The 24,914-nt window shown below is 72.0% G+C and carries 20 protein-coding genes and 2 tRNA genes; 16 read left to right on the top strand and 6 right to left on the bottom strand.

What is annotated here, in order from left to right; genetic code table 11:
• Positions 1-24 precede the first annotated feature (24 nt).
• Entirely contained in the window at positions 25-810 is a 786-nt protein-coding gene (locus PV789_RS21835) for a nuclease-related domain-containing protein (RefSeq protein WP_274978209.1), read from the bottom strand.
• A 212-nt stretch (positions 811-1,022) separates the two neighbouring features.
• On the opposite strand from PV789_RS21835, the gene PV789_RS21830 reads away from it, so the two are divergent.
• Positions 1,023-2,462: an amidase gene (locus PV789_RS21830; protein WP_274974317.1), complete on the top strand. Its 1,440-nt coding sequence runs from the start codon at positions 1,023-1,025 to the stop codon at positions 2,460-2,462.
• Positions 2,463-2,575: 113 nt separating this feature from the next.
• On the opposite strand, the gene PV789_RS21825 is transcribed toward PV789_RS21830, so the two are convergent.
• Positions 2,576-3,895: an MFS transporter gene (locus PV789_RS21825; protein WP_274974316.1), complete on the bottom strand. Its 1,320-nt coding sequence runs from the start codon at positions 3,893-3,895 to the stop codon at positions 2,576-2,578.
• Positions 3,896-4,090: 195 nt separating this feature from the next.
• Between PV789_RS21825 and malQ the strand changes: the two genes are divergently transcribed.
• Positions 4,091-6,124, top strand: a complete 2,034-nt coding sequence (gene malQ / locus PV789_RS21820) for a 4-alpha-glucanotransferase (protein WP_274974315.1) — start codon at positions 4,091-4,093, stop codon at positions 6,122-6,124.
• A gap of 169 nt (positions 6,125-6,293) precedes the next feature.
• Here malQ and pepN read toward each other — a convergent pair whose 3' ends face one another.
• Positions 6,294-8,840, bottom strand: a complete 2,547-nt coding sequence (gene pepN / locus PV789_RS21815) for an aminopeptidase N (RefSeq protein ID WP_274974314.1) — start codon at positions 8,838-8,840, stop codon at positions 6,294-6,296.
• A 213-nt stretch (positions 8,841-9,053) separates the two neighbouring features.
• Here pepN and PV789_RS21810 point away from each other — a divergent pair, with 213 nt between their 5' ends.
• From PV789_RS21810 to PV789_RS21765, 10 genes are all read left to right on the top strand, one after another.
• Entirely contained in the window at positions 9,054-9,689 is a 636-nt protein-coding gene (locus tag PV789_RS21810; protein ID WP_274974313.1) for a mycothiol-dependent nitroreductase Rv2466c family protein, read from the top strand.
• A 140-nt stretch (positions 9,690-9,829) separates the two neighbouring features.
• Entirely contained in the window at positions 9,830-9,985 is a 156-nt protein-coding gene (locus tag PV789_RS21805; protein WP_274974312.1) for a hypothetical protein, read from the top strand.
• A 122-nt stretch (positions 9,986-10,107) separates the two neighbouring features.
• Entirely contained in the window at positions 10,108-11,529 is a 1,422-nt protein-coding gene (locus PV789_RS21800; RefSeq protein WP_274974311.1) for an aldehyde dehydrogenase family protein, read from the top strand.
• Between the two features lie 251 nt (positions 11,530-11,780).
• Positions 11,781-11,930 (top strand): hypothetical protein, encoded by a 150-nt coding sequence (locus PV789_RS21795; protein WP_165435955.1) that lies wholly within the window; start codon positions 11,781-11,783, stop codon positions 11,928-11,930.
• An 85-nt stretch (positions 11,931-12,015) separates the two neighbouring features.
• Positions 12,016-12,483, top strand: a complete 468-nt coding sequence (locus PV789_RS21790) for a ribose-5-phosphate isomerase (RefSeq protein ID WP_274974310.1) — start codon at positions 12,016-12,018, stop codon at positions 12,481-12,483.
• A 654-nt stretch (positions 12,484-13,137) separates the two neighbouring features.
• Entirely contained in the window at positions 13,138-14,241 is a 1,104-nt protein-coding gene (locus tag PV789_RS21785; RefSeq protein WP_274974309.1) for a PP2C family protein-serine/threonine phosphatase, read from the top strand.
• A gap of 622 nt (positions 14,242-14,863) precedes the next feature.
• Positions 14,864-16,207 (top strand): magnesium transporter, encoded by a 1,344-nt coding sequence (gene mgtE, locus PV789_RS21780; RefSeq protein ID WP_274974308.1) that lies wholly within the window; start codon positions 14,864-14,866, stop codon positions 16,205-16,207.
• Between the two features lie 94 nt (positions 16,208-16,301).
• The gene (locus PV789_RS21775; RefSeq protein ID WP_274974307.1) at positions 16,302-16,544 is read left to right on the top strand and encodes an Rv0909 family putative TA system antitoxin; all 243 of its coding nucleotides are present in this window, start codon (positions 16,302-16,304) and stop codon (positions 16,542-16,544) included.
• Positions 16,545-16,590: 46 nt separating this feature from the next.
• Positions 16,591-17,508 (top strand): M23 family metallopeptidase, encoded by a 918-nt coding sequence (locus PV789_RS21770; RefSeq protein WP_274974306.1) that lies wholly within the window; start codon positions 16,591-16,593, stop codon positions 17,506-17,508.
• Between the two features lie 143 nt (positions 17,509-17,651).
• Positions 17,652-18,176, top strand: a complete 525-nt coding sequence (locus tag PV789_RS21765; RefSeq protein ID WP_274974305.1) for a (2Fe-2S) ferredoxin domain-containing protein — start codon at positions 17,652-17,654, stop codon at positions 18,174-18,176.
• A gap of 120 nt (positions 18,177-18,296) precedes the next feature.
• Here PV789_RS21765 and PV789_RS21760 read toward each other — a convergent pair whose 3' ends face one another.
• The 3 genes from PV789_RS21760 to PV789_RS21750 form a co-directional block, all read right to left on the bottom strand.
• Positions 18,297-20,159: an ABC transporter ATP-binding protein gene (locus tag PV789_RS21760; RefSeq protein ID WP_274978208.1), complete on the bottom strand. Its 1,863-nt coding sequence runs from the start codon at positions 20,157-20,159 to the stop codon at positions 18,297-18,299.
• 170 nt (positions 20,160-20,329) lie between these two features.
• Positions 20,330-20,833: an adenylyltransferase/cytidyltransferase family protein gene (locus PV789_RS21755; RefSeq protein WP_212643229.1), complete on the bottom strand. Its 504-nt coding sequence runs from the start codon at positions 20,831-20,833 to the stop codon at positions 20,330-20,332.
• Positions 20,834-21,142: 309 nt separating this feature from the next.
• A tRNA-Gly gene (locus PV789_RS21750) sits at positions 21,143-21,213 on the bottom strand.
• Positions 21,214-21,330: 117 nt separating this feature from the next.
• Here PV789_RS21750 and PV789_RS21745 point away from each other — a divergent pair.
• The 4 genes from PV789_RS21745 to PV789_RS21730 all read left to right on the top strand — a co-directional run bounded on the left by PV789_RS21745 (position 21,331) and on the right by PV789_RS21730 (position 24,650).
• Positions 21,331-21,405: transfer RNA gene (locus tag PV789_RS21745), tRNA-Pro, on the top strand.
• Between the two features lie 226 nt (positions 21,406-21,631).
• On the top strand, positions 21,632-23,092 hold the full coding sequence (tig, locus tag PV789_RS21740) for a trigger factor (protein ID WP_274974304.1): 1,461 nt from the start codon (positions 21,632-21,634) through the stop codon (positions 23,090-23,092).
• Between the two features lie 217 nt (positions 23,093-23,309).
• Positions 23,310-23,942 (top strand): ClpP family protease, encoded by a 633-nt coding sequence (locus PV789_RS21735; RefSeq protein ID WP_082768643.1) that lies wholly within the window; start codon positions 23,310-23,312, stop codon positions 23,940-23,942.
• A gap of 48 nt (positions 23,943-23,990) precedes the next feature.
• On the top strand, positions 23,991-24,650 hold the full coding sequence (locus PV789_RS21730; RefSeq protein ID WP_047872141.1) for an ATP-dependent Clp protease proteolytic subunit: 660 nt from the start codon (positions 23,991-23,993) through the stop codon (positions 24,648-24,650).
• The last annotated feature ends 264 nt before the right edge of the window (positions 24,651-24,914 follow it).

The following is a 24,914-nucleotide window of genomic DNA, read 5'->3' as shown; positions in this document are numbered from 1 at the left end:
TGGTGTCAGGGGGGTGGGGGCGTCTCAGTACCTGGGCGGCAGGGCCTTCATCGCGGCCTGGTAGATCTCCTCGATCTCCTTCTCGGTCAGGCGGTCCCGGCCGCTGCGCAGCCACTTGCGGACCTTGGTGCCGGTGATGATGTCCACGCCCCGCAGCCGGTGGCTGTCCCAGGGCATGCCGGGACCGTAGATGGCCAGCGACGCGCGCACCTTGATCTCGCGCCCCAGTTCGGAGCTGATCAGGTCCTGCGCCCGCTTGGCCTCCTCCAGGGCCTCGTCGATGCGCTCGTTCTTGCTGAACCGCCCGTGGTAGAGCTTCTCCAGCTTGTTGCGCAGCGGCAGCCGCTTGTCCCACGACTCGGAGTCGATGGCGAACGCGCCCCGCCGACCCACGATGAAGTGGTCGATCTGGCCGTTGCCGCCGGGCACCGCGCGCGCGTGCAGGACGCGGTAGCCGACCTGCTTCATCACCTTGAGCTGCGCTTCGGTCTTGCGCTGGGCCGCCGAGGGCTTGCGCCAGCGCGGGATCTCCGACTCGCGCCGGGAGGAGTACACCATGACCCCGGCCAGGGTGAGGACGCCGAAGGTGACGCCGGTCCGCCAGTCGGAGGTGAGCAGGCCGACCAGGACGGCCACCACGGCGGCGCCGCCGCCGCGTACCATCCACCTGCGGACGGAGCGGTTGGAGCGCAGGGCGCCGTAGACCGCCTTGCCGCCCGAGGTCTCCTTCTTCTTTCTCTGGTTGGGGAAAAAGAGGGATTCGGGCCTTTCGGGGTCCGATCCCCCGGACGATGGAGTGGAGCCGTTCACTCTGGTAGCCGATTTCACGTCGGACAGGTTAGTTCGATCCATATCCGAGTCCTAGTGCATTACTTCTCACACTTTTCTAACCCCGTTCCTCGGCGCCCAAGCGTGTCGGCCGCCTCGGGACAGGGAATGCTTACCCTTCGGTCGGTCTCTCTGGAGAAGTCGAGTCCTCCTCACGGTGGTGCCCTGCGGTGTGCCCGCTAACCTGACTCGCCATGACCCAGATCCATGACCTTCCGGCCCATCGGCTCCTCGCGATGGTCCGCAGTCGTGAGCTGTCGCCTACTGAGATCACTGAGCACTTCCTGGACCGCACCGAGAGGTATGACCACCTCGTCGGCGCGTACATTACGGTCACCCCGGAAAAGGCGCTCGAACAAGCCCGTTACGCGCAGAACCGGGTGATGGCCGACACGCCAGAGGCCCTGCCGCCGCTCCTCGGGCTCCCCGTGCCCGTCAAGGACCTCGACCCGGTGGCCGGGGTCCGCCTCACCCAGGGGTCACCGGTCTTCCGCGACGCCGTCGCCCCGACCGACTCCGGCACGGTCGCCCGGATGCGCGCCGCGGGCGCGGTCCTGCCGGGAAAGACCAACACCCCCGAGTTCGGGTCGAGCTGCTACACCGAGAACGCCGTCGCCCCGCCCTCCCGCAACCCCTGGAACACCGACCTGTCCCCGGGCGGCTCCAGCGGAGGCGCCGCGGCGGCCGTCGCCGCCGGACTCGCCCCCGTGGCCCAGGGCAGCGACGGCGGCGGCTCGATCCGCATCCCCGCCAGCGCGTGCGGGCTCTTCGGCCTCAAGCCCACCCGCGGCCGGATCTCCGGCGCGCCCCTCAAGCCCGACCTCGCCGGCCTGTCCACCGCCGGACCCCTCACCCGGGACGTCCGGGACGCCGCCCTCCTGCTGGACGCCATGGCCTTCTCCGGACCGGGCGACCACTTCACCGCCCCGCCCCTGCCGCCCGGCGAGACCTTCGCCGACCACGCGGGCCGCGAACCCGGGCGCCTGCGCATCGGCTGCCACACCACCACCGGCTCCGCCCGGATCCCCGTGCACCCCCACGTGCTGGCCGCCCACGAGGAGGCCGTCCGCCTCCTGACCGACCTGGGACACGAGGTGGAGGAGGTCCCCGCCCCCGGGGACGCCCACTTCGGCGGTTCCTTCATGGCGGACTTCGGGGTGGTCTGGGCGGCGATGGCCTCGGCCACGCCGGTCGACCCCGCCCGCGAGGCCGAACTGAGCCCCCTCAACCAGTGGCTGCGCGAGCGGGCCCGCGCCACGCCCGTGCCCGACTACATCGCCGCCTGCGCCCGCCTCCAGCGCGGCGTCCGCTCCCTCGTCGCCGCGACCGGACACCTCGACGCGGTGCTCTCGCCCGTGCTGGCCGCGCCCCCGGTCCCGCTGGGGCACTTCACCGGCGACGGACCCGAGGAGGAGTTCCGCCGGATGACCGCGTTCGCGCCGTTCACCTCGGTCTACAACGTCTCGGGACAGCCCTCGGTCAGCGTCCCCCTGCACTGGTCGCCGGAGGGGCTGCCGATCGGCGTCATGCTCACCGGCCGCATGGGCGGCGAGGGAACCCTGTTGTCGCTGTCGGCGCAGCTCGAACGCGCGCGCCCCTGGGCCCACCGCGTCCCGCCGCTGCGCACCGGCTGACCGGCCGCCGCTGCGACGGCCGGGACCGCCCACCCGGTGGTCCCCGCCACAGGCGCCGACGGCGGCCCCGGTGGGGGACCAGCGCGGAGCACGCGCTTCCGGCGGCCCGCGCCTCAGCGGGGATCGTCGGACGCGGCCTCGGCACCCGCCGCGGCACCGTGCACCGGCGGGGCCTCCAGCACGCTCCCCCCGACCTCCTCCGGGTCGAGGCCGTCCGCCTCCTCGGCGGCCTCGGGAGGCGGCTCGGGCACGAACAGGCTCAGCAGCGCCGACACCAGCACCAGCACCGCCGCGCCCAGCACACCGCCCGCGATACCCATGAGGTCGATCAGGCCGCCGGACAGCGGACCGGCCACCGCCCCGCCCACGCCCAGCGCCGTGGACATCCACCCGAAGGCCTCGGCCCGCCGCCGCGCGGGGGCCAGGTCGCCCAGACGGCCCATGACCGCGGCCAGGGTCGGCGCCAGCGCCATACCGGACAGGAACAGCAGCGGTGTGACCAGCAGCGGAGTCGGCAACTGCGCGATCGGCGGCACGAACGGCACCAGCACCGCCACGCCCAGAGCCGAGCCGAAGCAGCGGCGCACCAGGTGGGGACGGCCGCGCAGCGCGCCCGCGATGGCCCCGCCCACCAGCGACCCCAGCGCCCACACGGACGCCAGCACCATCACGTACTGCGGGGCGCCGAGCTCGTTGGCCCACGCCACGATCACCAGATCCACGCCCATGATCCCGCTGACCATCAGCAGGCACATGAGGAACAGCGCCACCAGCGCCGGGTTGCGCAGCAGACTCCGGCGCGGACCGGGCGGCTCCTCACCGGCTCCCTCCCCGGTCGGCGCGGGACCGGTCACCCCGGCCCGGCGCAGCCCGAGCGCGAACCCGGCCGAGCCGAGCAGCGCCACCACCGACAGCAGCACCAGCGCCCAGCGGGCACCGGCGAAGGCCACCACGCCCGCGGTCATGATCGGGGAGAAGACGAAGAGCAGCTCCTGCGTGGTCGCCTCGGCCGCGTAGATCGCCTGCCGTTCGGGGCCCCGCGTCAGCCGCGGCCACAGCGCCCGCACGATCTGGTTGGCCGGGGAGCCGAACAGCCCGGTGCCCAGCGCCAGCGGTAGTGAGAGCCACCACAGCCGCTCGGGCAGCAGGACCAGGCCCAGCAGCCCCGCGCTGAACACCACGCCGCACACCAGCACCAGCCGGTCGGTCCCGCCCCGGTCGGCCATCCGCCCGCGCAGCGGTCCCACCAGCGCGATGCCCAGGGTGAAGGCGCCCGCGACCAGCCCGGCCAGGGTGTAGGAGCCGGTCCACCCCTCCACCAGGAAGGTGACCGCGATCATCAGCCCCGGCATGTAGAAGCGCGCGGCCAGGGACCAGGCCAGCAGGGGAAGGACGTGGGGGACGGCGAAGAGCCGTCGGTAGTTCGCGAGCACATCCCGATTATGCAGATGTCCAGGACACGGGGCGATCGATTTGACGGCCTGTGCAGAGCATCCGTTTGTACGTGCTGGACAGTCCGGAAGCGCCGCGCGGGGAGCCGTTATCGGCCCGCACCCGGGACACGTTCTGGTCCCACGCCGGAACGGCCTCCGGTGTACGGAGCCCCTGGTAGGGCATGATCGGATTCTGTGAGGGACGTTCAGCTGGCACGGTTGGCAGAGCAGCACGGAGTCGCGACGACCTACGAGGACTGGCGGGGGCGCAGGGTCCCGGTCAGTCCCGACACCATCCGCCATGTCCTGGCGGCCCTGGGCGTGGACCCGGCGGCCCCGGACGCCGGGGCGGCGCCGGACCCGCTGCCGCCCGCGGTGGTCGTCCGCGAGGGCAAGGCGCCCGACCTCGTGCTCCCCGAGGGGTCGCACAGCGTCGTCGAGACCTCCGGCGGCTCCCTGCTGCCCTTCGGCCCCGGACTGCCGCTGGGCGTGCACACCCTGCGCGTCACCGACGGCGCCGCCGAGCACACCGCGCCCCTGCTCGTGGCCCCCGACCGCATCGAACCCAGCGCGCTCAGGGACCACCCGCGCCTGTGGGGCGTCATGGCGCAGGTCTACAGCGTGCGCTCCCGCGCCTCCTGGGGCACCGGCGACCTGCGCGACCTCGCCGAGCTGGCTGACTGGAGCGCGCGCGACCTGGGCGCCGACTTCGCCCTGATCAACCCGGTGCACGCCACCGAGCCGCTGCCCCCGGTGGAGCCCTCGCCCTACCTGCCGGTCAGCCGCCGCTACGCCAGTCCCCTCTACATCCGCATCGAGGACGTGCCCGAGTACGCCCGGCTCGACCCCGCCCAGCGCGAGGGCATCCAGCGCCTGGCCCGGCCGCTGCGCGAACGCGGCCGCACCGCCGACCTCCTCGACCGCGACTCCGTGTGGAGGGCCAAACGCGCCGCCCTGGAGGTGCTCTTCGAGGCTCCCCGCGCCCCCGGCCGTGAGGCGTCCCTGCGCGCCTACCTCGAACGCGAGGGCCGACCGCTGGTCGAGTTCGCCACCTGGTCGGCCCTGGCCGAGCGGCACGGCACCGACTACCGGACCTGGCCGCAGGGGCTGCGCGGGGTCCACGGCCGCGACGTCGGGGAGGAGGCCCTGCGCCGGTGGCCCGCCGTGGAGTTCCACCGCTGGCTCCAGTGGATCCTCGACGAGCAGCTCTCCCAGGCGCAGACCACCGCCGAGACCGGCGGGATGGCCGTCGGCATCGTGCACGACCTGGCCATCGGGGTGCAGGCGGGCGGCGCGGACGCGTGGATGTACGGGGACGCGCTCGTGCCCGGCCTGCACGTGGGGGCGCCCCCGGACGAGTTCAACCGGCAGGGGCAGGACTGGGGCCAGCCGCCCTGGCACCCCCGGCGCCTGGCCGGGCGCGGCTACGAACCGTTCCGCCAGATCCTGGCCCAGACGTTCCGCTACGCGGGCGGGGTCCGCATCGACCACGTCATGGGCATGTTCCGGCTCTGGTGCGTGCCCGAGGGCGCCTCCGCGGACGAGGGCACCTACGTCAGGTTCGACCACGAGGGCATGGTGGGCACGCTCGCCCTGGCCGCCCACCGGGCGGACGCCGTCGTGGTCGGGGAGGACCTGGGCACCGTGGAGCCGTGGGTGCGCGAGCACCTCGCCGACCGCGGGGTCCTGGGCACCTCCGTGCTGTGGTTCGAGCAGGACGCCGACGGCCGCCCGCGCCCGCCGGGGGAGTGGCGCGCGGACTGCCTGGCCACGGTGGCCACCCACGACCTGCCGCCGGTGGCTTCGTTCCTGTCCACCGAGCACGTGGAGCTGCGCGACCGGCTGGGCCTGCTCGGCCGCCCCGTGGAGGAGGAGCGCGCCGACGCCGAGTCGCGCGTGGAGCGCTGGCGCGAGCTCCTGGTGGACCTGGGCCTGCTCGACGACGACGTGGACCCGGTGGCCGACCCGGCCGCCGTGGTGGCGGCCATGCACGCCTACCTGGTGGCCACCCCCGCCCGCATGATCGGAATCGCGCTCACCGACGTGGTGGGGGAGCGGCGCATGCAGAACCAGCCCGGCACCAGCGACGAGTACCCGAACTGGCGAATCCCGCTCACCAGCGGCGAGGGCGAGCCGGTCCTGGTGGACGAACTGCTCGCCGACCCGCGCATGGTGGCGCGCATCCGCCGCACCCTCGGGCCGGTCGGCCGGCGGGACCACGCCCCCTAGCAAGTCGGCCGGAACCGTCGCCGGTGCGACGCGAGGGGCCCGGCCCGCGTCCGATCCCGCGCCGTGCTCGAATCCCGGGGCCGACCCGGGGCCACGGCGCGCGGCGGGGCCCGGCGCACGCGCGCCCGCCCCGCCTGCGACGGCGGAGCGGGCACGCGGTCCCCGCGTCCTACTCCTGACGCTCGCCCGCGGCGATGTCGGTGGCCCGGGCGCGCAGGGCCCGCTCCACCCCCGCGCGGCCCTCGACCAGCAGGCGGCGCAGCGCCGGGGCCGGGTCGGACCCGGCGATGTAGGCGTCCGTGCGCTCCAGCGTCGCCTCCTCCACCAGGCCGCTCGGGTACACCACCTCGGCGAAGGTCTGCGCGAACTCGCCCGTCCACTTCTCCCAGGCCGGGCCCAACTGCGCGAAGTACCTCTCCACGTACGGCCGGTACAGCTCGGCCTGGCCCGGCTCGGTGAAGCCCAGCAGGACCGCGCGGAACTCGGCGTTGGCCAGCTCCTCGCCCACGATCCGCTCCCACGCCGCGGCCTTGGCCCCGGCGGTGGGGATCGCGGCGCGGGCCCCGGCGGCGTTGCGCTGCCCGGCCGCCGTGGCGTCGCGCTCCAGCTCGGCGGCGATCTCCGCCTCCCCGGCCTTGCCCGTCGCGACCAGGCGGCGCAGCAGCGTCCACCGCAGGTCGGTGTCCACGACCAGCCCGTCCACGGTGATCGCGCCGTCCAGCAGGCCCCGGACCAGGGACAGGTGGGCGTCGCTCACCGCCGAGGCGGCCAGCGCGTTGGCGTAGGCCAGCTGCAGGTCGCCGCCCGGCTCGGCCGCGGTCAGCAGCTCGCGCAGCCGCTCGGAGAGCTGCTCGAAGCCGAACGGGCGCCACGCCGGGTCGGCGTACATGTGCAGGGCCGAGTTGGCCTGGCGCAGCAGGGTCTGGGCGACCATGACGTCGTTCACGCCGCTGATCCCGGAGATGACCAGGGAGACGTAGTCGCGGGCGGCCATCTCGCCGTCGCGGGTCATGTCCCAGGCGGCGCCGAAGGCCAGCGCGCGGGGCAGGGACTCGCGGATCTCGCCGACGCCCTCCACCACGGTGCGCAGGGAGCGCTCGTCCAGGCGGACCTTGGTGAAGGTCAGGTCGTCGTCGTTGATCAGCACCAGGTCCGGCCGGGCTCTGCCGACCAGCTCCGGCACCTCGGTGCGCTCGCCGCGCACGTCCAGCTCCACGCGCTCGCGGCGCACGACGCCCTCGTCGGTGCGGTCGTACAGACCGATCGCCAGCCGGTGCGAGCGCAGCGTGGGGTGGTCGGCCGGTGCCTCCTGGAGCACGGTGAACGAGGTGAAGCGGCCCTCGGCGTCCACCTCGAACTCCGGACGCATCGTGTTGACGCCCGTGGTCTCCAGCCAGTCGCGCGACCAGCCCGACAGGTCGCGGCCCGAGGCGGCCTCCAGGTGCTTGAGCAGGTCCCGCAGCTCGGTGTTGCCGAACGCGTTCTCCTTGAAGTAGGCGCGCACGCCCGCGAAGAACGCGTCCACGCCCACGTACGCCGCGAGCTGCTTGAGCACCGAGGCGCCCTTGGCGTAGGTGATGCCGTCGAAGTTGACCTCGACCGCCTGGATGTCGACCATGTCGGCGGCGACCGGGTGGGTGGAGGGCAGCTGGTCCTGGCGCAGCGCCCAGCTCTTCTCCACGTTCGCGAACGTCGTCCAGGCGTCGGTCCACTTGGTGGCGTTGGCCTGGCAGTACACGCTGGCGTAGGTCGCGAACGACTCGTTCAGCCACAGGTCGTCCCACCAGCGCATGGTGACCAGGTCGCCGAACCACATGTGCGCCATCTCGTGCAGGATCGTCTCGGCGCGGCGCTCGTAGCGGGCGTCGGTGACCCTCGAACGGAAGACGTAGTCCTCCAGGAACGTGACCGCGCCCGCGTTCTCCATGGCGCCCGCGTTGAACTCGGGCACGAACAGCTGGTCGTACTTGCCGAACGGGTAGCGCAGGTCGAACAGGCCGTGGAAGAAGTCGAAGCCCTGCTTGGTGACCTCGAACAGGGCGTCGGAGTCCAGGTGCTCGGCCAGCGAGGCGCGGCAGTACAGGCCCAGCGGGATGCCGTCGTGCTCGTCGCGCACCACGTGGTACGGGCCCGCGATCAGCGCGGTGATGTAGGTGGACATCACCGGCGTGGCCGGGAAGTGCCAGCGCACCCGCTCCTCGCCCGCGGCCTCGCGCTCCACGTCGGGCGCGCTGTTGGACACGACCTCCCACGAGGGGGGAGCGAACACCGTCAGCTCGAAGGTGGCCTTGAGGTCGGGCTGGTCGAAGCACGCGAACATGCGGTGTGCGTCGGCCGTCTCGAACTGGGTGTACAGGTACACCGAGTCGTCGACCGGGTCCACGAACCGGTGCAGGCCCTCTCCGGTGCGCATGTACACGGCGTCGGCGACGACCGTCAGCTCGTTGTCCGCGGCCACCTCGGGAAGGGCGAGGCGCTCGCCGTCGAACAGTTCGGCCGCGTCCAGCTCGGTCCCGTTCAGCGTCGCCGTGCGGATCGCTGGGGCGGCCAGCTCGACGAACGTCCGCGCCCCGGGCTCCGGGCTGGAGAACCGGATCACGGTGGTGGACCTGAAGGTCTCGGCACCGGTGGTCAGGTCCAGCTCCACGGCGTAGGAGTCGACGCTGAGAATCCGCGCCCGCTCACGAGCCTCGTCCCGTGTCAGGTTCCCTGCCACGCCACGCTCCCTCCACGGCCGCCGTCCCCGCCGGCCGGATCGTTGCCGACCACGGCGAGTCCGCCGCCTGGGGTGGAGCGTCGTCGGGGCCGGGGGTCGTCTTCCACTCGCCCCGATCCTGCCACGCGAGGGCACGGAATGCGCAACCGATAGCCGGGGTTGCACTCCTACGACCCGAAGTGTGCACACCTTTTCCCGATACGAGGAGCAGCGATGACGCAGACCCCAGACCCCGGCGACGGGCAGGAGACCGTCCAGGCGGACATGTGGTTCGACCCCGCGTGCCCGTGGGCCTGGATCACCTCGCGCTGGCTCGTCGAGGTGGAGAAGGTCCGGCCGGTCCGCGTGCGCTGGCACGTGATGAGCCTGGGCGTGCTCAACGAGGGCCGCGAACTGCCCGAGGACTACCGCGGGAGCATCGACAGGTCCTGGGAGGCGGTGCGGGTGTGCGTCGCCGCCGAACAGCGCTTCGGCCCCGAGGTCCTGGGCGGCCTCTACACGGCCCTGGGCACCCGCTTCCACAACGGCGGCGAACCGCGCACCGCGGACACGATCCGCGCCGCGCTGGCCGAGGCCGGACTGCCCGAGGACCTGGCCGAGGCGGGCACGTCCACCGACCACGACGAGGCCCTGCGCGCCTCGCACGCCGAGGCGATGAAGCTGGTCGGCGAGGACGTGGGCACCCCCGTGGTCCGGGTCGCCGACACCGCCTTCTTCGGACCGGTCGTCACGCCGATCCCGCGCGGCGAGGCGGCCGGCAGGCTCTGGGACGGCGTGCTCCTGGTCGCCGGGACCGACGGGTTCTTCGAACTCAAGCGGACCCGCACCCGGGAACCCGTCTTCGACTGATCCGCGACCGCCGGGCCGGGGCGCGCGCCCCGGCCCGACGGGGCGGACGGCCGCGGTGCGCCCGGACGGGTGCACACTGGAGGCGAACACCGGCGGCGGGCAGGGGCCCGCCGCCACGAACGCGAAGGGGGCGGGGGACCGTGTCCGGACCCGACGATGAGCGCAGGGTCGACTTCCTCGACGACCTCGACATCCTGCCCGACACCACCGGAGACGAGAGGGGCCCCGGCTGGGGCGACTCCGACGACGACTCCACCGCGCGCCTCATCGCGGAGCGCCCCCCGCACTGGGACTGATCCGACGGGACACCGGTCCGCCGCCCTCCGCGGGGGCGGCGCGAAACCCCCGGCATCGGGGAAAGCACCGGCCCCGCGCCCCGGGCTGGCCAACCCGAATCGCGTTCTGCGACAGTGGGGCCATGCGATCCCTCTACATCGACGGCGCCTGGCGCGACTCCGCCTCCAGCGAGGCACTGGACGTGGTCAACCCGGCGACCGAGCAGGTCATCGACACCGTTCCGGCCGGGGCCGCGGAGGACGTCGACGCCGCGGTCGCGGCGGCGGCGGCCGCCCTGCCCGCCTGGTCCGCGCTCGCGCCCGGGCAGCGCGTCACCCACCTGACCAAGGCCCTGGAACTGTTCGACGCCCGCGTCGACGACATCGCCGCGGAGCTCACCCGGGACATGGGCGCTCCCGCGGTGTTCGCCCGCAGGGTCCAGGCGGGCCTGCCCGCCCTCATGTTCCGGACCTACATCGACCTGGTCGAGGAGACCGGCGAGCGCTACTTCGGCGGCGAGCGGGTGGGCAACTCGCTCATCGTGCGCGAGCCCGTCGGCGTGGTCGGCGCCATCACCCCGTGGAACTACCCGCTCCACCAGATCGTGCTCAAGGTCGTCCCCGCCCTCCTGGCGGGCAACACCGTCGTCCTCAAGCCCAGCGAGGCCGCCCCGCTCAGCGCCTACGCCCTCACCGAGGTGTTCCACGAGGCGGGCCTGCCCGCGGGCGTGTTCAACCTGGTGTCGGGCACCGGCCCGGTCGTCGGAGAGGCCATCGCCGCCCACCCCCGCGTGGACATGGTGTCCTTCACCGGCTCCACGCGCGCCGGGACCCGGGTCAGCCAGGTCGCCGCGGAGACGGTCAAGAAGGTCGCCCTGGAGCTGGGCGGCAAATCGCCCAACGTCATCCTTCCCGACGCCGACCTGGTCAAGGCGGTCAAGCGCGGCGTCGCCGACGTCATGCGCAACACCGGGCAGAGCTGCAACGCGCTCACCCGCATGCTGGTGCACCGCGACTCCTACGAGGAGGCCGTCGCCCTGGCCGCCGAGTCCGCGGCCAAGTACGCGCCCGGCGACCCCGCGGACGAGGCCACCCGCATGGGCCCGCTGGTCTCCGCCGACCAGCTGGAGCGGGTCCGCTCCTACCTCGCGCTCGGAGTGGAGGAGGGCGCCCGCCTGGTCACCGGCGGCCCCGAACCGGTCGAGGGCCGCCCGAACGGCTACTACGTCAGCCCCACGGTCTTCGCCGACGTCAGCAACGACATGCGCATCGCCCGAGAGGAGATCTTCGGCCCCGTGCTGGTCCTGATCCCCTACGACACGGAGGAGGAGGCGGTCGCCATCGCCAACGACACCGTGTACGGGCTCAACGCGGCGGTGTGGTCCGGCGACCCCGAGCGCGGCCTGGCCGTGGCCCGGCGCCTGCGGGCCGGACAGGTGGAGGTCAACGGCGGCGCCCTCAACCCCCGGGCCCCCTTCGGCGGCTACAAGCGCTCCGGCAACGGGCGAGAGTGGGGCGCCCACGGCCTGGAGGAGTTCTGCGAGGTCAAGGCCGTCCAGCTGTGACGCCGCACGCGCGCCGGGCCCCGCGGGCCCGGCGCGCGGACCGGTGGCGCGCTCCCGCCGACGGATGTGCGCGGACTCACGGCCCCCGCGGCTCCTCGCGCGGACCGGTGGCGCGCTCCCGCCGACGGATGTGCGCGGACTCACGGCCCCCGCGGCTCCTCGCGCGGAATCGGCCCCGGTGAGAACCACGTTGTGCGGTGTGGAAAAATTTCCGACGGGATATCCCTGGTCGAACCCTAACGAGGTGGAAGTTGAGCAAGAAGCCCGCGGTCTCCAAGGCAGGTCCTCTCGGCAAGGACCTCAAGGCGATCGTCATCTACAACGTGATCGCCATCGGCTCGATGGCCCTCTTCGCTGTTCTCGGGCTGAGCGTCGCCGCTGCGGCCTCCGGCTCCATCTGAGGGACACGAGTACCACCGCGCCCCGCCTCGCCCCGGCGAGCGGGGCGCTGCGCTTGTCACCGCCGTGACCTGCCAGACTGGTCCCGTGCGTGTTTACCTTGGATCAGATCATGCGGGCTACGAGCTCAAAGAACACCTCGTCTCCTGGCTGAGGGAGCAGGGCCACGACGTCGTCGACGCCGGGCCCGCCGCCTACGACGCCGCTGACGACTACCCGCCCTTCGTGCTGCGCGCGGCCGAGGGGGCCGCCTCCGACAAGGGTTCCTTGGGCGTCGTCATCGGCGGCTCCGGCAACGGCGAGCAGATCGCCGCGAACAAGGTCAGGGGCGTGCGCGCGGCCCTGGCCTGGAGCGAGGACACCGCCCGCCTGGCGCGTGAGCACAACGACGCGAACGTGCTCAGCCTCGGCGCCAGGATGCACTCCGCGCAGGAGGCCACCCGGTTCGTGGAGGTCTTCCTCACCACCCCGTACAGCGGCGAGGAACGGCACACCCGCCGCATCGCGATGCTGACGGCCTACGAGGAGACCGGCGAGCTTCCCCAGCTCCCCTGAGCGGTGCCCGCCCGGGACCTCCGCTTCGCTCCGGCCCGCCCGTCGCCCGCCACCGCCCGCCGGGGGCGCTCCGCGACGGGGCGGGACACCGCCCTCGACGGACGCCACGCGCGGCACTTCCCTTGTTCGGGTGCCCTTCGCCGCGCGCGGGGACGTCCGTACGCGCTGAGCGGCCTCCGGCGCGGGCCGGGGACGAGAGCCCCTGGTCCGCGCCGCTGTGCCGTGGGATCCTGGAAGCGGACCGCGCCGACGGGGCGCGGACCCGACCGGCGGCGGGAGCCCGACCGCGGGGGAGCGTCCGAGAGGGATGAACACCCCGGCTTACGGAACGGTTTTCGGACGCCGGAACGATGCCCGAATCCACACGCTCGGTTATCGGCTGAACCCAAATCCTCGGTTTGGGCGGAGAACACTGCTGGTTGCACGTGCCACGGCGACACCCCCCGCGCTACAGTTCGTGCACAGTTGCGGGCCTCGCTGCCCGCGGCGCGGCGGTGCCCTCCGGTCGGCACCTCCGACCACCACGGCCAGGGCGTGCCCCACACAGCCCCGTACGCCGGCCCCCGGCGGCGACGCGGCCCCCGCGCCCATCCCGACCGTGCCGTCCGAGAACCGAACCCCCGCTGGTGAGCGGGTGTGCAACGCAGGGGACACATGAAGCCCACACCGACCGCCAAGACCACCCGGCTACTGCGCTCCACCGCGCAGCGGCTCGTCGCGGTGCTCCGGCGCAAGGTGCTGTTCCGTTACCGGCTCGTCCTGATCACCCTCGTCGCCCTGGCCGTCGGCATCGGCGTCGGCGCCGTGTGGGGTCCCACCGGCTGGTTCCCGCCCAGTTCCACCATCCTCACCGTCCTCGCGGGCGGCCTCCTCCTCAAGCGCAAGAGCCTGGCCTTCCTGCTGGCCGTGGTCGCCGCCGTCCTGGTCTTCGTGGCCTTCATGCTCGACTTCGGCCAGGTGGGCCCCGGCCTGCTGGTCACCATCGGCGTCACCGCGGTGCTGTCCTACCTGCTGTCGGGGGTGCGCGAGCGCCTCGGCGTCCAGGGGCTCAGCGGCGAGATGATGCTGCTGGACCTGCGCGACCGCCTGCGCCGCCAGGGCAGGCTGCCCCGGCTGCCCGAGGGCTGGGGGCGCACCGCCGTCCTGCGCCAGGCGGGCGGCTCGTCCTTCGGCGGCGACTTCGTCGTCTCCATCCGCAGGGAGAACCGGCTGGACGTGGCCGTCGTGGACGTCTCCGGCAAGGGCGTGGACGCCGGAACCCGTGCCCTGCTGCTCTCCGGCGCCTTCAGCGGACTGATCGGGGCCGTCCCCACCCGCGACTTCCTGGCCCACTGCAACGACTACCTCATGCGCAACAGCGGTGGCGAGGGCTTCGTCACCGCCGTGCACCTGAGCGTGGACCTGGACACCGGCGAGTACCAGATCGCCTCCGCCGGGCACCCGCCCGCGCTGCACTACGACAGCGGCGGCGGGCTGTGGAGCACCACCGAGGCCAAGGGCGTGGTCCTCGGCGTCATCCCCGAGATGACCTACGCCTCCGTCGAGGGCAGGCTCCGGCCCGGCGACGCCATCATGCTCTGCACCGACGGCCTCATCGAGACCCCGGGCGAGGACCTCGACGCCGGGATCGACCGCCTCCTCGGCGCGGCCGAGCAGCTCGTCCCGCGCGGTTTCGCCACCGGGGCGGACGAGATCGTGGACACCCTCAGCAGGGACAAGAACGACGACTGCGCTCTGGTCGTCCTCTGGCGGGACTGAGCCGTCGGGCGGTTTCTGGCGTGCTGGTGAGTTGGCCAGTGTGCTCCCGGCCCGTCCCGCTCCCACCCGTCGGGCGGTTCCTGGCGTGCTGGTGAGTTGGCCAGTGTGCTCCCGGCCCGTCCCGCTCCCACCCGTCGGGCGGTTTCTGGCGTGCTGGTGAGTTGGCCAGTGTGCTCCCGGCCCGTCCCGCTCCCACCCGTCGGGCGGTTTCTGGCGTGCTGGTGAGTTGGCCAGTGTGCTCCCGGCCCGTCCCGCTCCCACCCGTCGGGCGGTTTCTGGCGTGCTGGTGAGTTGGCCAGTGTGCTCCCGGCCCGTCCCGCTCCCACCCGTCGGGCGGTTCCTGGCGCGCTGGTGAGTTGGCCAGTGTGCTCCTAGGCCCTCCCGACGGGTATGGTCGGGGTGCTCCCCGTCCCGCGTACGGCGGTCAGACCGTACACGTCCCCGGATCACCGTGCCCGCCCTTTCCGCCCCCGGAAGACCCACCCGACGCACGGTTCACCACACCAGTGACAACGGGACCGGAGCGGGGCCGTGGAACCACCGGCCCACCGCTTTTCCCAGGATCCGGTGCCGCCCGTGGTGCTTCCCACCGGGCGCAGAAGAATGCGAGGGGGTGCTTCGCATGTCAGAAGGCGAGCGCGCTGAAGAACTGATCGATCTGGTCGAGAACAACGATCTGACCGGTATCCGGCTCTGGTTGGCCGAACACAGGCCCTACGAGATCGCCGACGAACTCTCCCGCATGGACGGCAGCGAGGCGATCATCCCCTTCCGGCTCCTGGACAAGGACCGCGAGCTGGAGGTCTTCGAGGAGCTCGACCCCGGCCAGCAGCAGTCCATCCTGCTCGGGCTGCGCGACACGGCCTTCCACGAGATCCTTGAGGAGATGGACCCGGACGACCGGGCCCGTCTCATCGGTGAGGCGCCCGCCAAGATCGCCACCCGCGCCCTGGCCGGGCTCAGCCCCTCCGAACGCAGGATGACCGCCGCCCTGCTGGGCTACCCCGAGGACTCCGTCGGCCGGTACATGACCCCCGAGACGGTCATCCTGCACCGCGACCTCACGGTGGGCCGCGCCCTGGAGGTCGTGCGGGCGCGGGGGGCCGACGCCGAGACCATCTACACCCTGCCGGTGGTCAGCGACGGCCGCCGCATGGTCGGGACGGTGACCCTGGGCGACCTGGTGGTCAGCGACGACGAACGGCTGATCAAGGACATCGTGGACGTGTTCGCGCCGCGCGTGCGCGCCGCGGAACCGGTCGAGGACGCCGCTCGCCTGATGCAGGAGGCCAACCTGGTCGCCCTGGCGGTGGTGGACTCCGAGGAGCGCTTCGTGGGTCTGCTGACCTTCGACGACGCCCTGGAGGTCATCGAGGCCGCCGACTCCGAGGACATGGCCCTCCAGTCCGGCGCGAGCCCGGTCGGCGAACACTACGTCTCCGTCGGGGTGCTGCGCCTGGTCGGCGCGCGCTCGGTGTGGCTGATGCTGCTCATCGTGGCGGCCACGCTCACGGTCAACGTGATGCAGGCCTTCGAGTCGGCACTGGAGGCGGTCACCGCCCTGGCCCTGTTCGTGCCGATGCTCATCGGCACGGGCGGCAACGTCGGAGCCCAGTCGGCCACCGCGATCGTGCGCGCCCTGGCCGTGGGCGAGGTCCGTGTGCGCGACCTGCCCTCGGTGATCTGGAAGGAGGCCCGGGTCGGCCTGCTGCTGGGACTCCTCCTGGCCGTGCTGGCCCTGGCCATCGGCTCCCTGCTGGTGGGCGTGGACGTCGCCGTGGTGGTGGCGTGCTCGGTGATCGCGGTGTGCACGTGGGCGGCGGTCATCGGCTCGTCCATGCCGCTGTTCGCCCGCAAGGTGGGCGTGGACCCGGCGGTGGTGTCCTCACCGATGGTGACCACCATCGTGGACGCCACGGGACTGCTCATCTACTTCTCCATCGCAACCGTGGTCCTGGGCCTGTGACCTGGTATCCGACCCCGCCCCGGACGCCCCACCGGCATGAACGGGGCGGGAACCGGGTATCGCGACAGGGCAGGACGGATCGAGGGAGGATTACATGTCCGGTACCGGAGATGCGTTCAAACGGCTGAAGAAGGCCGTCGACGACAACGCCGAACACGCCCAGGGCCTGGTCGGCAAGGCCGCCAGAGCCGCCAAGAAGGCCACCGGCGGCGCCCACGACGACAGGATCGACAAGGGCGCCGGAGCCGCGACGGAGTACCTGCGCAAACGCGCTCGGGAGAACGAGCGGACCCGGCCGGACGGGGAGATCCGCCGGGACGGGGAGAACCCGAGATAACGCGGCCCGTCTTCGCGCGGGGCGGGCGGGGCGTCCACAATGGGGGATGCCCTCACCCGCCCCGCGCCGTTCCCCGGCCCCCTCCGGCCGTCCCGTCCCCCGATGGCCGCTGCTGCTCGCCAGGGTCCGCATGCCGCTGATGTGGACGGCCACCCTCGCCCTCCTCGCCGGTTACCTCGGCCTCTCCTGGTGGGTGGGCGGCGTCCTGCTCGCCGCCGCGCTGGCCGTCTACCTGCGGCTGGGCACCGTGCGGTGCGAGCCCCGGGTGCTGGAACCGCCCGTGCGGGGCAGGTGGATGGCGCTCACCAGCCCCGTGGACAGCGTGCCGAGCCAGGGCAGCCACGCCTACGGGCAGACCCACGCGCTGGGCCTGGTCGCCGAACCCGGCGCGGGCGTCCGCCCCGACATCGGCTGGCGGCCGCTCAGCCGCCCGCCGGGAGACTTCCCGGCCTTCGGCCAGCCCGTCCACGCGCCCGCCGACGGGACGGTGGTGACCGCCCACGGGGGTCGGCGCGACCACCGCAGCCGCAACTCCTGGCCGTGGCTGTTCGGCTCGGTCGTGGAGAACACCCTGCGGGAGCTGCGCGGTCCGGCCGGACCGCTCGGCAACCACCTGGTGATCGACGTGGGCGGCGCCTACGTACGGCTGGGACACCTGGAGCGCGGATCGTTGGCGGTCCGCCGCGGCGACCGCGTCCGGGCGGGTCAGACGGTGGCCCGCTGCGGGAACTCCGGCGCCTGCACCGAACCCCAGGTGCGGATGCAGCTCATGGACCGCCCGGGCCCGCTGTTCGCCGCCGGACTGCCGTTCGTGTGGGCGCCGGGGTGGAACGGCCGGGACGGCGGCGCGGGGCTGCCCGAGACCTGGCGTCCCGTGGTGGTCACCGGGCCCGGACACCAGGGTGCGACAGCGACCGGCCCCGGGGGCGTACCCGCTGGTCAGGCGGTTTCGGCCAAGGATTAGGCTGATGAGGTAAGGCGAACCTAACGGTTCCTGGGGTTCGGCGGGAGCGTGAAGGGAGAAGAGTGGACACGGCCCAAGGACGTCCCTGTCAGCTCACGGTGTGCCGGGGCTGCTGCTGCGGTACCAAGAAGAAGGTCCCCGGGGTGGACCACAAGGCGCAGCTCGCCCGACTCAGGGCCATCGACGACCACTCCGGCCGTAGCGTTCCCGTCCGCACCAGCAAGTGCCTGGGCATCTGCTTCCAGGCCAACGTGGTGGTCGTCCAGCCGTCCTCGGCGGGGCGGGCCGCCGGAGGCCGCCCGGTGTGGCTGGGGGAGGTCACCGAGGACAAGCTGGTCGAGGCCGTCGACGACTGGATCTTCGAGGGCGGGCCCGGTATCGCCCCGCTGCCCGCCGTCCTGGCCGACCACGTGACCTCGAAGGACGCCAAGAAGCCGAAAAAGCGCAAGAAGCCCAAGCACTCCAAGGCGGCCAAGAAGGAGCGCAGGAAGGACAGGCGCGAGGGCGCCGCCCGCCCGGGCAAGGACGGCGGGAAGAAGAAGGACGAGAAGTCCAAGAAGAACAAGAAGGACGAGAAGTCCGAGAAGAACAAGAAGGACAAGAAGTCCGAGAAGGACGAGAAGAAGGCCGGGAAAGCCAAGGACAGGAAGTCCAAGAAGGGCGGCTAGTCCGGCGGCGACCGACTCCGGGCCCCGGTAGCCCCGCCCCGGCGCCGGAGAGGCTCCCGGCGGGCGGCCGACCGGACGCGCCGGAAACCGTCCCGCCGGGCCGGTCCCCGGCACGGGCGCTTACCGGCCCTGCGGCGCGAACTGGGTCCGGTACAGCGCGGTGTACAGCCCGCCCTGGTCCAGCAGCTCGTCGTGCGTGCCCCGCTCCAGGATCCGGCCGTCCTCCAGCACCAGGATCTGGTCCGCCTCACGCACCGTCGCCAGCCGGTGCGCGATCACGAGCGAGGTCCTGCCCTCCAACGCCACGGACAGAGCCTCCTGCACGGCCGCCTCGGACCCGGAGTCCAGGTGGGCCGTCGCCTCGTCCAGCACCACAACGGAAGGCGCCTTCAGCAGCAGCCGCGCGATCGCCAGCCGCTGCTTCTCACCGCCCGAGAGCCGGTACCCCCGGTCGCCGACCATCGTGTCCAACCCGTTGGGCAGCTGGTCCAGGAGGGCGCCCAGCCGCGCCATCCGCAGCACCTCCTCCAGCTCGGCGTCGGTCGCCTCCGGCCGCGCGTACCGCAGGTTCGCCCCCACGGTGTCGTGGAACAGCTGCGCGTCCTGGGTGACCACGCCGACCGCCTCGCGCAGCGAGCCGCCGGTCACCCCGCGCAGGTCCAGCCCGCCGACGAGCACCCGGCCCTCGGTCGGGTCGTACAGGCGCGACACCAGGTGCGTCAGCGTCGTCTTGCCCGCTCCGGACGGCCCCACCAGGGCCACCATCGTCCCCGGCTCCGCCCGGAACGACACCCCGCTCAGCACCTGCGTGTCCTCGTCCACCGACGCCTGCGGAGTCAGCTCCAGCGACGCCACCGACGACTCCCTCGCCGCCGGGTAGCGGAACGACACGTTGTCGAACTCCACGCCCAGACGCCCCCCGGGCAGGTCCCGGGCGTCGGGGCTCTCCTTGATGCCCGGCTCCAGGTCCAGCACCTCGAAGACCCGGTCGAAGGAGACCAGCGCGGTCATGATCTCCACGTGCACGTTGGACAGCGTCGTCACCGGCCCGTACAGGCGGGCGAGCAGGGTGGTCAGCGCCACCAGCGTGCCCACCTCGAAGGCCCCGCCGATCGCCAGCACGCCGCCGACCCCGTAGACCATCGCCATGGCCAGCGCCGTGATCAGGCCCAGCATGCTGAACAGCAGCGAGCCGAACACCGCCTGGCGCACGCCCAGGTCGCGGACCCGGCCCGCGCGCCGGGCGAACCCCGCCGACTCCTCCTCGGGGCGCCCGTACAGCTTGACCAGCATCGCCCCGCCGACGTTGAACCGCTCGGTCATCAGCGAGCTCATGTCCGCGTTGGTGTCCATCGCGTCGCGGGAGATGTGCGCCAGCCGACGTCCGATCACCTTGGCGGGGACGACGAACAGCGGGACCAGGGCCAGCGCGATCAGTGTCACCTGCCACGACAGGGCGATCATCGTCACGATCACCGCGGTCGCGCTCACCAGGTTGGACACCACCGACTGCAGGACGGAGGTGATCGCCCGCTGCGCGCCCACCACGTCCGTGTTCAGACGGCTGATCAGCGATCCCGTCTGCGTACGGGTGAAGAAGGCGACCGGCATCCGCTGCACGTGGGTGAACACCTGCGTGCGCAGCTGGTAGATGACCCCCTCGCCGATCCGGGAGGACAGCCACCTGCCGAGCAGGGTCAGCCCGCTCTCCAGCACCGCCAGACCCGCCGCGGCGAGCGCCAGCCACACCACCAGCGCGGTGTTCCCGGGCAGGATGCCGCGGTCGATGATGGCCTTGAGCAGGAGCGGGTTGGCGACCACGATCCCGGCGCCGACCGTCGTCACCAGCAGGAAGCACAGGATCACCCGCCAGTGCGGGCGGGCGTAGGAGATGATGCGTCGGGTGATTCCGGGGGGCAGTGACTGCCCCTTCGCGCTCCCGTCGTTGACCAGGGCCCTGTAGGAGGGCCTGCCGGACATCATTGTCATGAACAGCCTCGTTCTGCTTGCCTATTCGCCACGCAAGCGTCAACACCGGTGCGCGTGCGCCGCTTCCCAGGTCGCGCGTGGACGGGGAAGGGCCCGCGCGCGTGACGGGGCGGGCGGGGCCGCCGACCGTCGCGGCGGGCCGGGTGGGGGCGTGCGCGCCGGTGCTAGAGGGAGTGGGCGAGGCGTCCCAGGGCCGCGGTGGTGGACCGGCCGGGGGTGAAGGGCAGCTCCCAGGCCTGCGCGCCGAGGGCGTCGGCGCCGCGGATCTTGGCCTGGGTGTAGCGGTCCCCGGCGGTGTAGGCCAGGGCGGCGGGAGCCAGGGGGCGAAGCACCTCGGCGTAGGAGGCCCAGTCGGCGACCTCGGGCGGCCCCTCGATGACGAACGAGCCGGTGACGCAGGCCAGGGCGGCCACGGTCTCGGCGCGCTCCTCCGCGGGGTTCACAGGGCGTCCCGGGCCCTTCCAGGCGTGCACGCGCGCGTCGGACTCCACGCCCACCACCAGGGGCAGCCCCCGGTCGGCGATGGAGCGGAGGAAGCGGACGTGCCCGACGTGCAGGACGTCGAAGGCCCCGGTGACGACCGCCGGTCGCACCAGGGGGTCGGGACGCTCGAACCAGTGGGCGCTCAGCGCGGTGCCGGGTCCCCGCGTCGCTTCCGTGTCCGTCATTCAACCACCCGTTCGGCAGGCCTGAGGGCGCCCGGATCCGATCGCGCCTGCGGGCTCACCCGAAAGGTCAACGTATCCGTTCGGGACGGGTATTCCTTCCCGGGGCACAACGGTCGAACTCGGTTCGGTTTCGGAACGGGGGAGCGGTCCGCGAATGTGAGCTACCTCACTGGAAAAGTCGCCCGTCGAAATGCCGAAAACGTCCGAAATCACGCATGAAGGAGGGAGAGTGGGGAGGGTAAGAGGTCGTCCCCCGGGGGAAATGGCGAAGCGAGCCGGTGTCCTTGACACACAGCTCGCCCCGAGCGGAGCGGGCGACGAGAATCGAACTCGCATGGCCAGCTTGGAAGGCTGGTGTTCTACCATTGAACTACGCCCGCGTGGCACCGGAGACTTCGAGCGTCCTCTAGACTCGTGGAGCCGACGGGGACAAGACTACAGTCTCCGGAGCCGTGGTCGCACACACCTCTCAGGAGTGCCATCCTTGGTTCGGCACACGGGGTGTAGCGCAGCTTGGTTAGCGCGCATGCTTTGGGAGCATGAGGCCGCGGGTTCGAATCCCGCCACCCCGACGAAACCACCGTGGCAGCGGCTCCGGCCGCGCGCCGTGGCCCCCTGTGTATCTGCCCTAGACTTGGTGCGATCAGCAGGAAACTGTAAGTCCCAGCCCGTCGCAGGGCACCCCAGCTGGATGCGGTCGTCAAGACCCCGGGGGTGCGCGCGTGCCTTTCGCCGTTGTGTGTGGTGCGCCTGCGGGCCGACGCGGACACCAGCCGGCAAACCTAGGAGTACCGCCCCGTGAAGACCGATGTCGAGGAGCTGAGCCCCACCCGGGTCAAGCTGACCATCGAGGTGCCCTTCGAGGAGCTCGATCACGCTTTCGACGTGACCTACAAGTCGCTCGCCAAGCAGGTCCGGATCAAGGGCTTCCGCCCCGGCAAGGCGCCGGCGCGGCTGATCGACCGTTACGTCGGCCGCGGCGCGGTGATCAGCGAAGCGGTCAACCACGCCGTTCCGGAGCTCTACAACGAAGCCATCCAGAAGGAGGAGCTCTTCGCGCTCGGCCAGCCCGACGTGGAGGTCACCAAGCTGGAGGACAACGACGAGCTCGCCTTCACGGCCGAGGTCGACGTCCGCCCCAAGTTCGAGGTCGAGAACTACAAGGGCATCGAGGTCACCGTCGACACCGCCGAGGTGACCGACGAGCAGGTCGACGAGCAGATCGGCACCCTGCGCGAGCGCTTCTCCACCCTGGTGGGCGCGGACCGCCCCGTCGAGGACGGCGACCACCTGTCCATCGACCTGTCCGCCGCCGTCGACGGCGAGAAGCTCGAGGACGTCGCGGTCAGCGGCTACTCCTACGAGGTCGGCACCAACACCATGCTGGAGGGCCTCGACGAGACCCTGCGCGGCATGGAGGCCGGTGGCGAGGCCACCTTCTCCACCACCCTCGTCGGCGGTGAGCACGAGGGCCGGGAGGCGGACGTCACCGTCACCGTGCACAGCGTGAAGGTCAAGGAGCTGCCCGAGCTGGACGACGAGTTCGCCCAGCTGGCCTCGGAGTTCGACACCATCGACGAGCTGCGCGCGGACGTGCGCAACCGCATGGGCGAGGTCCGCCGCCTCCAGCAGCTCTCCGCCGCCCGCGACAAGGCCCTGGAGCAGCTGATCGACTCCGTCGACATCCCGCTGCCCGAGGCGGTCGTCGAGGAGGAGATCACCCGCCGCCGCCAGAGCCTGGAGCAGCAGCTCGCGCAGAGCGGCCTCACCAAGGAGGCCTACCTCGAGTCGCAGGAGAAGACCGAGGAGGAGTTCGACGAGGAGCTGACCACCGGCGCCCGCTCCGCGGTCAAGGCCGGGTTCATCCTCGACCAGCTGGCCATCCAGGAGGACCTGAGCGCCGACCAGGGCGAGCTCAGCCAGTACGTCTTCGAGCAGGCCCAGCGCATGGGCGTGAGCCCGGACCAGCTGGCCCAGCACCTGGTCGAGTCCAACCAGATCCGCGTCGCCTTCACCGAGGTCGTCCGCGGCAAGGCCATGGACCTGGTCCTGGCCGGCGCCCGGATCACCGACGAGGACGGCAACGTCGTCGAGCAGGAGAACGCCGAGGAGGAGGCCGCCAAGGCCGCCGCCGTCGCCGCGGGTGAGGCCCTGGAGGCCGTCGAGGACGACGCCGAGAGCGACGCCGCGGACGCGGCCGACGAGGCCAAGGCCGACGACGCCAAGGCTGACGACGCCAAGGCTGACGAGGCCAAGTAGGCACCCGGTAGCCCCGGGCTCCGCGCGTACGGGCCCCGTCCGACCCTCCGGGTCGGGCGGGGCCCGCGTCGTGTTCGCCTGTGGAAGAACGCCCTGTACGGAGACCGTGCCACCCTGCGCTCAAAGCGAACAGGGGCGCGAACCGGACGAGCGCGGTGCCGCGCGGCGTTAGTGTCGCTGTATCGCAACCGTTTCGATTCCGGAGCAGGTGACGAGAGTGCCGTCGACCTTTGAAGAGTCCCCGCGTTTCGACGCCCGTACGTCGGAGACCCAGATTTCCCCTTTGCTTGAGCAGACGCCTCAGCGCCTGTTGCGCCAGCGAATCGTCTTCCTCGGCCAGCAGGTCGACGACGAGATCGCCAACCGCCTGGTGGGTGAGCTGCTGCTGCTGTCCGCGGAGGACCGCCAGCGCGACATCACCATGTACATCAACTCGCCCGGCGGTTCCGTGACCGCGGGCATGGCGATCTACGACGTCATGCAGTACATCCCCAACGACGTGCGCACCGTGGGTATCGGTATGGCCGCGTCCATGGGCCAGATGCTCCTGTGCGCCGGAGCGCCGGGCAAGCGCTACGCGCTGCCGCACACCCGCGTCATGATGCACCAGCCGTCGGGCGGTATCGGTGGCACCGCCTCCGACATCCGCATCCTGGCCGACCAGCTGCTCTACGTGAAGAAGATGTTCATCGAGAAGATCTCCGAGCACACGGGCCAGACGGTCGAGCAGATCGAGAAGGACGCCGACCGCGACCGCTGGTTCACGGCCCAGGAGTCCAAGGAGTACGGCTTCATCGACGAGGTCCTCGAAGGGACCCTCGACGTGACCCAGGGCCGAACCCAGAGTTGATCCGTCGGACCTCATCCCAGGAACGGCGCAGTGCGTGGAAGGCGTGAAATGACCGAGTTCAACCCCAGTCTCATCGGCGGCGCGGCCTCGATGGCCCCCCAGGGTCGCTACGTCCTGCCGTCCTACGTGGAGCGGACGTCCTACGGCGTCAAGGAGATGAATCCGTACAACAAGCTCTTCGAGGAGCGGATCATCTTCGTCGGCGTCCAGATCGACGACACGTCGGCCAACGACCTGATGGCCCAGCTCATCACCCTGGAGCAGCTCGACTCCGAGCGGGACATCCAGATGTACATCAACTCGCCGGGCGGCTCCTTCACCTCCCTCATGGCGATCTACGACACGATGCAGTTCGTCCGCCCCGACATCCAGACGGTGTGCATCGGCCAGGCCGCCTCGGCCGCCGCGATCCTGCTCGCGGGCGGGACGGCGGGCAAGCGCGGCGCGCTGCCCAACGCCCGCATCCTGATCCACCAGCCCGCGACCGAGGGCATGCACGGCCAGGCCAGCGACATCGAGATCCAGGCGAACGAGATCACCCGTATCCGTACGCAGCTGGAGACCACCCTGGCCCGCCACACCGGGCACTCCGTCGAGAAGGTCTCCAAGGACATCGAGCGGGACAAGATCCTGACCGCCGAGGAAGCCAAGGACTACGGCATCATCGACTTCGTGCTGCCCTACCGCAAGGCCTCCCTGAAGTCCTGAACGCAGGGCCGCGGCACAGCCGGACGGCCTGACCGGGCGCGCGTACGCGGCGCAGGGCAGGGCGTCCGGGCGAAGGTGAAGCGCAGGCCGGACCGGCCCATGACCCGCCTGGGGGAGCCCGGTGGTGAAGCCGGTCCGGTTTTTCGCTTAGTCTGACGGAGAGCGACACACAGATCGCCTCGTCCGTGACCACCGCTGTGGACGGTCACGGAAGATTTTCGACTTCCGGGCGGTTTCCCGCGCGAGCGGCACCGACGGGGCGGC

Source organism: Nocardiopsis camelliae (assembly GCF_028993595.1).
GTDB lineage: Bacteria > Actinomycetota > Actinomycetes > Streptosporangiales > Streptosporangiaceae > Nocardiopsis > Nocardiopsis dassonvillei.
This window is presented reverse-complemented; position numbering and strand designations above follow the sequence as displayed.